At 63.7% G+C, this 13,139-nt stretch carries 11 protein-coding genes; 6 read left to right on the top strand and 5 right to left on the bottom strand.

Features of this window, described 5'->3' with window-relative positions; genetic code table 11:
* Window positions 1–162: 162 nt before the first annotated feature.
* From acs to E8E95_RS14620, 3 genes are all read right to left on the bottom strand, one after another.
* On the bottom strand, window positions 163–2,118 hold the full coding sequence (acs, locus tag E8E95_RS14630) for an acetate--CoA ligase (RefSeq protein ID WP_280351282.1): 1,956 nt from the start codon (window positions 2,116–2,118) through the stop codon (window positions 163–165).
* Between the two features lie 280 nt (window positions 2,119–2,398).
* Window positions 2,399–3,892 carry a sodium/proline symporter PutP gene (gene putP, locus E8E95_RS14625; RefSeq protein ID WP_280351280.1) on the bottom strand — a complete coding sequence of 498 codons (1,494 nt, stop codon included), beginning with the start codon at window positions 3,890–3,892 and terminating at the stop codon, window positions 2,399–2,401.
* A 580-nt stretch (window positions 3,893–4,472) separates the two neighbouring features.
* Window positions 4,473–5,225, bottom strand: a complete 753-nt coding sequence (locus tag E8E95_RS14620) for an AraC family transcriptional regulator (RefSeq protein ID WP_280351278.1) — start codon at window positions 5,223–5,225, stop codon at window positions 4,473–4,475.
* 146 nt (window positions 5,226–5,371) lie between these two features.
* On the opposite strand from E8E95_RS14620, the gene lon reads away from it, so the two are divergent.
* The 6 genes from lon (at window position 5,372) to cmoB (ending at window position 11,479) form a co-directional block, all read left to right on the top strand.
* A complete protein-coding gene (gene lon / locus E8E95_RS14615; protein WP_280351276.1) occupies window positions 5,372–7,771 on the top strand; it encodes an endopeptidase La in 2,400 nt (799 codons plus the stop codon).
* 149 nt (window positions 7,772–7,920) lie between these two features.
* The gene (locus E8E95_RS14610; RefSeq protein ID WP_280351273.1) at window positions 7,921–8,325 is read left to right on the top strand and encodes a protease inhibitor I42 family protein; all 405 of its coding nucleotides are present in this window, start codon (window positions 7,921–7,923) and stop codon (window positions 8,323–8,325) included.
* 91 nt (window positions 8,326–8,416) lie between these two features.
* On the top strand, window positions 8,417–9,106 hold the full coding sequence (locus E8E95_RS14605) for a lysoplasmalogenase (RefSeq protein WP_280351271.1): 690 nt from the start codon (window positions 8,417–8,419) through the stop codon (window positions 9,104–9,106).
* Between the two features lie 26 nt (window positions 9,107–9,132).
* Window positions 9,133–9,705 carry a hypothetical protein gene (locus E8E95_RS14600; RefSeq protein ID WP_179060971.1) on the top strand — a complete coding sequence of 191 codons (573 nt, stop codon included), beginning with the start codon at window positions 9,133–9,135 and terminating at the stop codon, window positions 9,703–9,705.
* A 65-nt stretch (window positions 9,706–9,770) separates the two neighbouring features.
* A complete protein-coding gene (gene cmoA, locus E8E95_RS14595) occupies window positions 9,771–10,514 on the top strand; it encodes a carboxy-S-adenosyl-L-methionine synthase CmoA (protein WP_280351268.1) in 744 nt (247 codons plus the stop codon).
* On the top strand, window positions 10,511–11,479 hold the full coding sequence (gene cmoB / locus E8E95_RS14590) for a tRNA 5-methoxyuridine(34)/uridine 5-oxyacetic acid(34) synthase CmoB (protein ID WP_280351266.1): 969 nt from the start codon (window positions 10,511–10,513) through the stop codon (window positions 11,477–11,479). Before cmoA ends, cmoB begins: the two co-directional genes overlap by 4 nt.
* Window positions 11,480–11,698: 219 nt before the next feature.
* On the opposite strand, the gene pdxJ is transcribed toward cmoB, so the two are convergent.
* Window positions 11,699–12,445 carry a pyridoxine 5'-phosphate synthase gene (pdxJ, locus tag E8E95_RS14585; RefSeq protein ID WP_280351264.1) on the bottom strand — a complete coding sequence of 249 codons (747 nt, stop codon included), beginning with the start codon at window positions 12,443–12,445 and terminating at the stop codon, window positions 11,699–11,701.
* On the bottom strand, window positions 12,438–13,136 hold the full coding sequence (recO, locus tag E8E95_RS14580; RefSeq protein ID WP_280351262.1) for a DNA repair protein RecO: 699 nt from the start codon (window positions 13,134–13,136) through the stop codon (window positions 12,438–12,440). Before recO ends, pdxJ begins: the two co-directional genes overlap by 8 nt.
* Window positions 13,137–13,139 lie beyond the last annotated feature (3 nt).

Here is a 13,139-nt window from a genome sequence, read left to right as displayed (position 1 = left end):
TAAAGAATCGGTAATTGCAACGCGGCGTGATGCGATTTCCATTCGGCCGAAATGGGGGGGGGGGAATTTCATCCGTGCGACGCTGCACCGATTCTTCCGACCCTGAAATGCAAAACCCCGCCCGGGCTTGTGGCCCGGGCGGGGTTTCGCTGCAGGTGCCGGTCAGGCGGCCTGCATGGTGCGATGAGTATCGATGAGGTGTTGCACCACGCCGGGATCAGCCAGGGTGGAGATGTCGCCGAGGGAGTCGTACTCGGCGACGGCGATCTTGCGCAGGATACGGCGCATGATCTTGCCCGAGCGGGTCTTCGGAAGGCCCGGAGCCCACTGGATTACGTCTGGGGTAGCGATCGGACCGATCTCCTTGCGCACCCAGTTTCTCAGTTCCTGACGCAGTTGCTCGGAAGTCTCCTCGCCAGCGTTCAGCGTGACGTAGACATAGATGCCCTGCCCTTTGATGTCGTGCGGCACGCCCACCACGGCGGCCTCGGCGACTTTCGGGTGGGCCACCATCGCGCTTTCGATCTCGGCGGTGCCCATGCGGTGACCGGAGACGTTCAGCACATCATCCACGCGGCCAGTGATCCACCAGTAGCCGTCTTCGTCGCGACGGGCACCGTCGCCCGTGAAGTACATGCCACGGAAGGTCTTGAAGTAGGTATCGACGAAGCGGTCGTGGTCGCCATACAGGGTGCGCGCCTGGCCCGGCCAGGAGTCGATGATCACCAGGTTGCCTTCGGCCGGCCCCTCGATGATGTTGCCGAGGTTATCCACAAGCGCCGGCTGAACGCCGAAGAACGGACGCGCGGCAGAGCCCGGTTTCATGGCATGGGCGCCCGGCAGCGGCGTCATCAGGCAGGCGCCGGTTTCGGTCTGCCACCAGGTGTCGACGATCGGGCAGCGGCTCTGGCCGACGTTCTCGTAGTACCAGTGCCAGGCTTCCGGGTTGATCGGCTCGCCCACGGAACCGAGCAGGCGCAGGCTGGAGCCATCGGCGCCTTCGACCGCAGCCTTGCCCTCGGCCATCATGGCGCGAATGGCGGTCGGCGCGGTGTAGAGCACGTTGACCTTGTGCTTGTCGACGATCTTCGCCACGCGGGTCATGTCCGGATAGTTCGGCACGCCTTCGAACATCACGGTCGTGGCGCCGTTGGACAGCGGCCCGTAGACCAGATAGGTGTGACCGGTCACCCAGCCGATGTCGGCGGTGCACCAGAACACTTCGCCCGGGCGGTAGTCGAACACGCGCTCATGGGTCAGCGACGCGTAGGTCAGGTAGCCGCCGGTGGTGTGCAGCACACCCTTGGGCTTCCCGGTGGAACCGGAGGTGTAGAGGATGAACAGGGGATCCTCGGCGCCCATCTCCTTCGGCGCGCAGGTGCTGCCCGCCACTTTCATGAGGTCTTCGTACCAGACGTCGCGGTGCTGGTTCCATTTGATCTCGCTGCCCGTGCGCTTGACCACGATGATCTTCTGCACGCTGCTGGTTTCCGGGTTGGTCAGCGCGTCATCGACGTTGGCCTTGAGCGGAGTCTTCTTGCCGCCGCGCAAGCCTTCGTCGGCGGTGATCACCACCTTGGAGCGGCAGTCGATGATGCGGCCAGCCAGGGCCTCGGGGGAGAAGCCACCGAACACCACGGAGTGGATGGCGCCGATACGGGTGCAGGCCAGCATGGCGACCACGGCTTCCGGGATCATCGGCATGTAGATGGTCACGACGTCGCCGCGATGCACATCCTGGCCGCGCAGGGCGTTGGCGAACTTGCAGACCCGCTCGTGCAGGTCGCGGTAGGTGATGTGTTCGTGCTCGGAAGGATCGTCGCCCTCCCAGATGATCGCGACCTGGTCGCCGCGCTCGGCGAGATGGCGGTCCAGGCAGTTGGCGGAGACGTTGAGGGTGCCGTCGGCGAACCACTTGATATCGACGTGATGGTCGTCGAAGGAGGTCTGCTTAACCTTGGTGAAAGGCTTGATCCAGTCCAGGCGCTTGGCCTGTTCGCGCCAGAATCCGTCTGGGTTGATCACGGACTGCTGGTACATGGCTTTGTAGGTCGCTTCGTCGGTGAGGGACTGGGCGGCCACTTCAGGGCGGACCGGATAAAGAGAAGCAGCACTCATTGGGTCTTACCTCGGTGGGTAGTTGTTTTTGTATGGCGTCTTTTGTATCCCCCACCCTTCTACAGGGCCATTCGACCATGGTCTTACCAAACCCGGACTATGGTCGAAGCACCGAAAATCGCGTAGTGCCGGGCAGGCACGCATTTACTTATCCACAGGGCAAAAAAAACCGGCCCATATCCAGGGACATGGGCCGGTGAAGCACTATCGGGTCGTTGGTGAGAGCCCGGGATCAACCCGGAGCACGGCACGCGGACGACCGGCCGCGTGCCGCACAGTGTCAGACGTGGGCGTCCTGGTATTCCTTCTCGGCTTCGTCGAAGCGCTTGATCATGGCGGCGGACGGGCCGTTGCCAATGCGGCTGAAGATCAGGATGCCGAGGATGCAGAGGATGAAGCCCGGAACGATTTCGTACAGGCCGGTCCAGCCGAAGAAGTTCTTCCACACCACCACGGTGACTGCACCGAGGATCATGCCGGCCAAGGCGCCGTTACGGGTCATACCTTTCCAGATCAGGGACAGGATCACCACCGGACCGAAGGCAGCGCCGAAACCGGCCCAGGCATAGGACACCAGGCCCAGAACCTTGCTGTCCGGATCAGCAGCGATGACGATGGAAATCACGGCCACCAGCAGCACCATGGCGCGACCGACCCAGACCAGTTCGGTCTGGCTGGCGTTCTTGCGGAAGAAGGCCTTGTAGAAGTCTTCAGTCAGGGCACTGGAGCACACCAGCAGTTGGCAGCTCAGGGTGGACATCACCGCGGCCAGGATGGCGGACAGCAGCACACCGGCGATCCAGGGGTTGAAGAGGATCTTGGCCAGTTCGATGAACACGCGCTCGTGGTTCTCGGTAACCGCGCCAGCCTGCTCCGGATGGGCGGAGAAGTAGGCGATACCGAAGAAGCCCACGGCCACGGCGCCGGCCAGGCAGAAGATCATCCAGGCCATGGAGATGCGGCGGGCGTTCGGGATGGACTTGACCGAGTCAGCAGCCATGAAGCGCGCCAGGATGTGCGGCTGGCCGAAGTAGCCCAGGCCCCAGGCGAGCAGGGAAATCACGCCGACGAAGCTGGCGCCCTTGAGCATGTCGAAGTTGGCTGCGTCCTTCAGTTCGATGGCAGCGAAGGTGGTGTCCATGCCACCGGTGGCAATCATCACGATGATCGGAGTGAGGATCAGGGCGAAGATCATCAGGCTGGCCTGGACGGTGTCAGTCCAGCTCACAGCCAGGAAGCCACCGACGAAGGTGTAGCAGATGGTGGCAGCGGCACCGGCCCACAGGGCGGTTTCGTAGGAAATGCCGAAGGTGCTCTCGAACAGGCGGGCACCGGCGACAACGCCGGAGGCGCAGTAAATGGTGAAGAACACCAGGATCACCACGGCAGAGAAGATGCGCAGGATGCGGCTGTTGTCTTCGAAGCGGTTGGTGAAGTAGTCCGGCAGGGTCAGGGCGTTGCCGTTGTGCTCGGTCTGCACGCGCAGACGGCCGGCAACCAGCAGCCAGTTGAGGTAGGCGCCGATGATCAGGCCAATGGCGATCCAGCTTTCGGAGAGACCGGAGAGGTAGACGGCACCCGGCAGGCCCATCAGCAGCCAGCCGCTCATGTCGGAGGCGCCGGCGGACAGGGCGGTAACGAAGCTACCGAGGCTGCGACCACCGAGGATGTAGTCGGAAAGGTTGTTGGTGGAGCGATAGGCGGCGAAGCCGATCAGCACCATGGCCGCGATATAGATCACGAAAGTGATCAGCATCGGGTTGCTCATACTCATGGGGGTCTCCCCTGCTCGTTTGTTTTTATTCGGGGGCGGCGGGTAGTCCGCTCCCGTGGTTGGTATTTGGTGGCCACTTGTGGCGGCTACCGGTTTGCTTCCCGACCACGTCAGCCATGGGGCCGATGTAATCCCGATCGGGCAATGGTCACAGGGCGTCCGGCCCCACCAATGCGACGACGGACCAGCCCTGGTGGACCTGGCCCATCGCACGAATCCGTAACGCTCCCGGCGCACCTGCGAACCGCGCTATTGCTCGGTCTAGTACATCCATCAGGGCTCGCAAGAACGATTCCCATTTGGGCCCCGGAAGGCGAGTGCGGAATTTAGAGATATGGCACTGCGCCTTTCTTTTACGATTCTCTGGTTTCTTTGCCGAATCCTCTGATTCAGGGAACTTTCCGCCAAAAGGTGCAACCCGCCTGCAAGCCCATGAAATCGACATTCCGGCAAATTTCGCCATTTCCACAGCCAACGCCAGGTTGCCCAACAGGTACAACCCGAAAGAAGAACCTTTGAAAAGGTTGCAACTCCGGCAGTTACCCAGGGCAGAAAACAGATCGATGGGGGCAGGAAGGAACTACCTGGCGCTGCGCAGTCGCTTGGGCGTGAGCCCCAGATAGCGCCGCATGGCAGTGGTCAACGCGCTCTGGCTGGAGAAGCCGCATTCCTCGGCGATCCGCACCAGGGGTTGTTCGCTCTCGCGCAACAGACGGGCGGCGCGATCGAGGCGGGTTTTCAGCAGGTACTGGTGAGGCGTCAGGCCCAGGTGGTCCTTGAACTGGGCATGGAAGTGACTCGGGCTCAGGCAGGCTACCTGGGCCAGCTCGGCCACGCTGATCCGCCGCGACAGATTGCCCTGGATATAGCCATCCAGACGCTCGATATCGAGGCTGCCCGCCGGGCGACGCTGCTCATCCCCGAACAGGCGCAGATACAGGGCGCGCAACAGCAGTCCACCCAGGGATCTGGCCAGCAGCGGGTCGCTGCCATAGCGCGCCAGCTCCGCGCCGGCATAGCTCAGGAGGTTCTGGAAGTCCGCATCCAGTTCCGGATAACGCGGTGTCTCGAAGAGTCGACCCAGCAGCTCCAGGTCCTCGGCCGACGTGCCGTGCCCGTCCAGATCGAGGATCAGCATGCGGTTCTCGCCCACGCCCGCGAATTCGTGCCCGGCATCGCCCGGCACCAGGCACGCGCGCATCCGACAGACCTCGCCGCCGCGGCCATCCACCTCGAACTCGGCGCGGCCGGCAAGGGACATCACCAGTTGGTGATGGCCGTGGGCGTGGTGATGGGCCTGATCGTCCAGGCGCAGGAGGCGGGCTTCGAGCATGGGGGGCTTGATCAAAATTTGCGCATTCTAGCCGGCGCAACCGGGGTTGCACAGCGCCGCACGGCAGAAGGCCGTGACACCGGGCGGTTGAAAAGGCCATCGCATTGCCCCACATAGCCTGGGTAAGCCAATTGCCAGGTGCCCCCATGAGCGATCAGGACATCAACGCCGACATCGTCGAAGAAGCCACTTCCAGCCAGCGGACAGGCTTGGTACTGCCTGGCCAGACCCTGCCGGACAAGGTCTACATCATTCCGATCCACAACCGCCCGTTCTTCCCGGCGCAGGTGCTGCCGGTGATCGTCAACGAGGAACCCTGGGGGGAAACCCTCGAGCTGGTGGCCAAGACGGAGCATCACTGCCTGGCGCTGTTCTTCATGGAGAACCCGCCGGAAGACCCGCGCCATTTCGATCCCAACACCCTGCCGGAACACGGCACCCTGGTGCGCGTGCACCACGCCAGCCGCGAGGGCGGCAAACTGCAGTTCGTGGCCCAGGGCTTGTCGCGCGTACGCATTCGCGGCTGGCTCAAGCGCCATCGCCCTCCCTTCCTGGTGGAAGTGGATTATCCACAGAGCCCGCAAGACCCTAGAGACGAGGTGAAGGCCTACGGCATGGCGCTGATCAATGCGATCAAGGAGCTGTTGCCGCTCAACCCGTTGTACAGCGAAGAACTGAAGAACTACCTCAACCGCTTCAGCCCGAATGACCCGTCGCCGCTGACCGACTTCGCCGCCGCATTGACCACCGCCCCCGCCCATGAGCTGCAGGAGGTGCTGGACACGGTGCCGATCCTCAAGCGCATGGAGAAGGTGCTGCCGCTGCTGCGCAAGGAAGTGGAAATGGCGCGGCTGCAAAGCGAGCTGTCCGCCGAGGTGAACCGCAAGATCGGCCAGCACCAGCGCGAGTTCTTCCTCAAGGAGCAGCTCAAGCTGATCCAGCAGGAGCTGGGCATCACCAAGGATGACCGCAGTGCCGACAGCGAGCAGTTCACCCAGCGCCTGGAAGGCAAGGTGCTGCCGGAGCAGGCGAAGAAGCGCATCGACGACGAGTTGAACAAGCTGTCGATCCTGGAAACCGGATCGCCGGAATACGCGGTGACCCGCAATTACCTGGACTGGGCCACGTCCGTGCCCTGGGGCGTGTACGGGGCGGACAAGCTCGATCTCAAACGTGCCCGCCAGGTGCTGGACAAGCACCACGCCGGGCTCGACGACGTGAAGAACCGCATCCTCGAGTTTCTCGCGGTGGGTGCCTTCAAGGGCGAAATATCCGGTTCCATCGTGCTGCTGGTGGGCCCGCCCGGCGTGGGCAAGACCAGCATCGGCAAGTCCATCGCCGAATCCCTGGGCCGCCCGTTCTACCGCTTCAGCGTCGGCGGCATGCGCGACGAGGCCGAAATCAAGGGCCACCGTCGCACCTACATCGGGGCCTTGCCCGGCAAGCTGGTGCAAGCCCTGAAGGAAGTGGAGGTGATGAACCCGGTCATCATGCTCGACGAGATCGACAAGCTCGGCGCCAGCTACCAGGGCGACCCGGCTTCGGCCCTGCTGGAAACACTCGACCCGGAACAGAACGTCGAATTCCTCGACCATTACCTGGACCTGCGCCTGGACCTGTCCAAGGTGCTGTTCGTCTGCACCGCCAACACCCTGGATTCCATCCCCGGCCCGCTGCTGGACCGCATGGAAACCATTCGCCTCTCCGGCTACATCACCGAAGAGAAGCACGCCATCGCCAAGCGTCACCTCTGGCCGCGCCTGCTGGAACGTACCGGCGTGCCGAAGGACCGCCTGTCCATCACCGACGGCGCCCTCACCTCGGTGATCGATGGTTATGCGCGGGAAGCGGGCGTTCGCCAGCTGGAGAAACAGCTGGGCAAGATCATCCGCAAGTCCGTGGTACGCCTGCTGGAGGAGCCCGAGGCAAAGATCAAGGTCGGACAGAAGGACCTGGAGAACTTCCTCGGCCTGCCGCCGTTCCGACGGGAACAGGTGCTGGCGGGTATCGGCGTGATCACCGGACTGGCCTGGACCAGCCTGGGCGGTGCCACCCTGCCCATCGAAGCGACGCGTATCCATACCCTGAACCGGGGCTTCAAGCTCACCGGCCAGTTGGGCGAAGTCATGAAGGAATCGGCCGAGATCGCCTACAGCTACATCAGCTCCAACTTGAAACGCTATGGCGGCGACCCGACGTTCTTCGACCAGGCGTTCGTCCACCTACACGTGCCGGAGGGCGCGACGCCCAAGGATGGCCCCAGCGCCGGCATCACCATGGCCAGCGCCCTGTTGTCCCTGGCACGCAACCAGACGCCGAAGAAAGGCGTAGCCATGACCGGCGAGTTGACACTCACCGGCCAGGTTCTGCCCATCGGCGGAGTCCGCGAGAAGGTCATTGCCGCCCGCCGGCAGAAAATCTTCGAGCTGATCCTGCCGGAAGCCAACCGCGGCGCCTTCGAGGAACTGCCGGATTACCTCAAGGAAGGCTTGACGGTGCACTTCGCGCGCCGCTTCGGCGATGTGGCGAAGGTGCTGTTCGCCTGAGCCTGCGCGTCCGGCGGGCGGGAGCGAAATCATTCGCGATTGAAATCGCTCCCACAGCCTCGCTTGAGATGAGATTTCCCCTTCGGAACCTACGCAAGGTCGGAGTCAGCCGTTATGCTGAGCCCCGCCCTTGACCGACGGAGCCGCCGATGTCCCTCGTTCCCTCCCCTCGCCTGCTGCTGCCCCTGGGATTCATCCTGCTCGGCGCCTGCGCCCAGCAGAAGACCGGCCCCGTGGTGCTTCAGGACCAGCAGGACGACTGCCCGCTATCCCTTAGCCAGGGCCAGCCACTGGTGCTGACCCTGCCCAGCAATCCCACCACCGGCTTCCGCTGGGTCGTTCGTGACGCCGCCGCCAATGTGCTGCAGAGCCTCGGCCCGGAGGTCTATTCGACCCCCGAAGACGCGGGCCTGGTGGGAAGCGCGGGCCAATCCACTTGGCGCTTCAAGGCCAACCAGCCCGGCGAGGGCCGCCTGCACCTGGATTACCAGCGCCCCTGGGAGACCGATGTGGCGCCGGCCGAATCCTTCGACTGCCAGATCAGCGTCAAATAGCGCCAAATGACTGCACCAATGGCGTCCGCCGCCTGGCGAGCGCCGTGACGGGTTCCCATAGTGCTGCTCTGACAGATTTGCGGGAGCATTCATGGGAACCTTGATCTTCGGCCTGGCCGGTGTGCTGTCTTTTCTCACCGGCATCACACTTGAACTGGACTGGCTGTGCCTGGTCAGTAAACCCGTCCCCATCATCGCCCTGTTGCTCTGGCTGCGTCGTGCGCCTTCCGGGCCGTATCGCCGCTGGATCACGATAGGCCTGCTCCTGTCCCTGCTCGGCGACATGCTGCTGGAATGGCCGGCCGATCTGTTCGTCTTCGGCCTCGGAGCCTTCCTGCTCGCCCACCTCGCCTACCTGCGCGCCTACCTGCAGCAAAGCACCCGACTGGCGCCGCTTGCCCTGCTGGTGGCGGTAGGCTGCGGAGGCAGCATCTTCGCCCTGCTCGCCTCTGGCGGACTGGGCACGCTGCTGTTACCGGTGGCCTGCTATGCGCTGGCTATCAGCGCGATGCTCTGGCGCGCACTGGCCCGGCTCAGCGCGGGCGTCGAACGCAGGTCGGCGATGCTGGCGACAGGTGGCGCAGCGCTGTTCGTGCTCTCCGACAGCCTCATCGGCATCAACCGTTTCGTCTCGCCATTCGACGGCGCGAGCTACTTCATCATTCTCAGCTACTGGTTGGGCCAGTTCGGCATCGCGGCCTCGGTAGTGGCATTTTCGACCGCAGTACCCTCCTCGAAAAATCCACCGGCACCCTCTCGGGAAATCGGCTATAGCAATTAGGCGGACACTCGAAAATGGAGCGTGTGATGGGGAGCCTGGTACGACTGTGGAGCCTGCTTTGCTGTGCAGTTCTTCTCGCAGGCTGCGGTAGCCTGCTGCCCAGCGAGCGAGCCGAAGTTCTGTCGCCATTCAGGGACTACACCGATGCGGAGATCCGCTATTCGCAGGCTGTGCCGGGAAAGACGACGCGCCCCGAGCTGTTTTCCCTGGGCTTCGACCCGCTGATCCAGGGCAATGGCAAGATGCTTTCCTTTATCGATGTGCGTCTCATGTTCGTCCAGCCCAACGTGCCCATCGACTACCTGCCTGAAGGCTTGATGAAATGCCTGGAGGCCAAGGATCGCTGCATCGGCTACGCCTTCGAGTTCACCAAGACGGATACCCAGCGGGTCGGCAACTTCTGGGCCGACGTGTTCAACTTCCGCAAGAACCGGGAGTTGCAGGGCTGGGTCTTCCGCGCCGTGTTCGTGCTGGTGGATGACGTGGTGGTGCACAAGGTGAGTAACGGCGAGCCGAACATCCGCCGGCATGAAGTCAAACGCAATCCGCTGGGCCCCCTGCAGGGCGCGGGCGAGTTCTTTTCCGATCAGCTGAAGTGAGGGTGGTTTGGCCGCGCCGCGCAGTCCGTTAGAATGCCGGCCTTTTCCATTGCTGGTACCGGCCCGTGACCGAACGTCCCGATCGCATCTACGCCAATCCCCAGACCCAAGTCGCCGACTTCGCCTTTAACGAGGACGTGGTCCGGGTCTTCCCGGACATGATCAAGCGCTCGGTACCGGGTTATCCCACCATCGTCGAGAACATCGGCGTGCTGGCCGCGCAGTTCGCCCAGCCCGGTACCCCGCTCTACGACCTGGGCAGTTCCCTTGGCGCGGTGACCCAGGCACTGCGTCGCCATGTGAAGACCGACGGTTGCAAGGTCATCGCTGTGGATAACTCCAGCGCCATGGTGGAACGCTGCCGCGAATACCTGCACGCCCAGGACGCCATGTTCCAGGAGTTGTTGCCGGTCGAGGTGATCGAAGCCGATATCCTCGCCCTGGAATTCCAGCCCTGCTCGCTGGTGGCGATGAACTTCACCCTGCAATTCGTTCCCCGAGAGCACCGTGTCGAACTCCTCTCCCGCATCCATAAGGCGCTGCTGCCTGGCGGTGCGCTGATCCTCTCCGAAAAGCTGCGCTTCGAAGATGCCGAGGAGCACCAACTGCTCACCGAACTGCATATCGCCTTCAAGCGCGCCAATGGTTACAGCGAGCTGGAAATCGCCCAGAAGCGCAGCGCGCTGGAAAACGTCATGCACCCGGACAGCCTGGAAGAACACCGCGAGCGCCTGTTGGCCGCCGGTTTCTCCAAGGTCGTGCCCTGGTTCCAGTGCCTCAATTTCGCCTCACTGATCGCCCTACCATGATTCGTACGCTGGACCTTGATGCCCTGCAGCAAAAGCTGGCAGGCACTCCCCTGCAGGATTGGGCGGCCGACCTGCCCGCACAACTCGACGCAAAGATGGCGGTTGGCCACGGCGACCTGGAGCGCTGGGGCGCGGCGGTCAATGCACTCCCGGACCTGCAACCGCAACAGGTGGAACTGGCCCAGCGCTTCCTGCTCGACGCCCCCTGTGACGAATCGACCCGCGCCGCATTGAAGTCTGCACTGCAGGGACTCATCCCGTGGCGCAAGGGACCGTTCGAACTGTTCGGCGTGCACGTCGACACCGAGTGGCGTTCGGACTGGAAGTGGTCACGGGTAGCGCCTCATCTCGACCTGCGCGGTCGCCGCGTGCTGGATGTCGGTTGCGGCAATGGTTACTACCAGTGGCGCATGCTGGGTGCCGGCGCGGATAGCGTGGTGGGTATCGATCCGAACTGGTTGTTCTTTTGCCAGTTCCTGGCCATGAAGCGCTTCCTCCCGGACCTCCCGGCCTGGCACCTGCCGCTGGCGCTGGAAGACTTGCCAGCGAAGCTGGAAGGTTTCGACACCGTGTTCTCCATGGGCGTGCTCTACCATCGTCGCTCGCCCATCGACCACCTCTTCGACCTCAAGGACTGCCTGCGCCGGAATGGCGAGCTGGTGCTGGAAACTCTGGTGGTGGAAGGCGACGCCCAGCAAGTACTGGTGCCCGAGGACCGCTACGCGCAGATGCGCAATGTCTGGTTCCTGCCTTCGGTCCCGGCACTGGAGCTGTGGCTGCGCCGCGCGGGTTATGTGGATGTCCGCTGCGTGGATGTCAGCTACACCAGTGTCGACGAGCAACGCAGCACGGAGTGGATGCGATACCAGTCGCTGCCCGAATTCCTCGACCCCGCCGACCACAGCCGCACCATCGAGGGCCTGCCGGCACCGGCTCGCGCCGTGCTGATCGCCCGCAAACCCTGACGATCGCTGCTTATGGGGGCACGGCCTGCTTTTCGTAGGTTGGGTAGAGCCCGCGAAACCCAACGCAGCAATGTCACCCCGCACATCGTTGGGCCTCGTTCCTCGGCGCCAACCTACGGAGCCGCTGCGCAGCCCTTCGCGATTGAAATCGCCCCCACAGGGAACCAACTCCCTGTGGGGGCGAATTCATTCGCTGAGCGGACTACAAAGCCGCACCTATCAGCGCTTGGGGGCCGCCGCAACGATCAGTTGCTTCATCTCTACCACCGCCTGCTTGAAACCAACGAACAGCGCGTGGGCCACCAGCGCGTGGCCGATGTTGAGTTCGTTGATCCCCGGGATCGCCGCAACCGGCTCGACGTTGTGGTAGTGCAGGCCGTGACCGGCGTTGACGATCAGGCCGAGGCGAAGGCCCAGCGCCACGCCTTCCTGTATACGCTGCAGTTCGTGAGCGGCTTCTTCCGGATTGTGGGCATCGGCGTAGCGGCCGGTATGCAGTTCGATAGCAGGGGCGCCAACGCGGTGCGCCGCCTCGATCTGCTGCGGATCGGCGTCGATGAACAGCGACACTTCACTGCCCACCTTGGCCAGGCGCTCCACGGCGGCCTTGATGCGAGCCTCCTGACCAGCAACGTCGAGACCACCCTCGGTGGTCAGCTCCTGGCGCGTTTCCGGCACCAGGCAGACATGCTCGGGACGAATTTCCTCGGCGAAGACCATCATTTCCTCGGTCACGCCCATCTCGAAGTTCATGCGGGTCTGCAGAACCTCCTTGAGCAGGCGCACATCCCGCTCCTGGATGTGACGGCGGTCTTCACGCAGATGCACGGTGATACCGTCGGCGCCTGCCTCTTCGGCGTCCAGCGCTGCCTTGACCGGGTCCGGGTAGCGAGTGCCGCGGGCTTGGCGAAGGGTGGCGACGTGGTCGATGTTGACGCCGAGAAGTACGCGGTTGGCTTCAGTCACGGGGAGGTTCCTTGATCGTCATGAATAGCTCGCGGCTGACCAGTGGCCGGCCGCCCAGGTGAGGTGCCAGGGCCTGGCGCATCAGGCGCTTGGCCGCTCCGAGGGCGCCGGGGGCGCTCCAGTCGGCTTCGGCCAGCGCGAGGAGTTCGCGGCCCTGGAACAGGCCGGGTTGCAGCTGCGCCACCGGCTCCAGTCCGGCATCCGGCAGCAAGCGGTAGATGCCGTCGGGTGCGATGGGTTGCCCGGCGAGGTCCGAATCCAGGGCGAAACCATAGCCCAGCTCGTCCAGCAGGCGCCATTCGAATGCGCGCAGGAGGGGCTCCAGCGGACGGTTGGCGGCCAGGGCCTGGACGGTGACGGCGTAATGCTCGAACAGCGCCGGTTGCGGGTCTTCGGCCGGCAGCAGGCGGATCAGCAGTTCATTGAGGTAGAGGCCGCTGAACAGCGCCTCGCCAGCCAGCAGGTTGGGAATGCCGGCACTCTCCAGCCGGCCGACGTTCTTCAGCTCGCCGCGGCCACGGAACTCGGCTTCCAGTGGCAGGAATGGCCGCGCCAGGGTACCGGCCTTGCCGCGAGCACCGCGCATTACCGCGCGCAGGCGGCCTTCAGGCGTGAAGAAGTCGACCAGCGCGCTGCTTTCCCGATAGGCCCTGCTGTGCAGGACGAACGCCGGTAGCGCCGCGCTGATCATGGA

This window comes from Pseudomonas sp. BN414, from assembly GCF_029871275.1.
GTDB classification, from domain to species: Bacteria; Pseudomonadota; Gammaproteobacteria; order Pseudomonadales; family Pseudomonadaceae; genus Metapseudomonas; species Metapseudomonas resinovorans_C.
The sequence above is the reverse complement of the archived record's forward strand: the minus strand, read 5'-3'. Positions and strand labels throughout refer to the sequence as shown.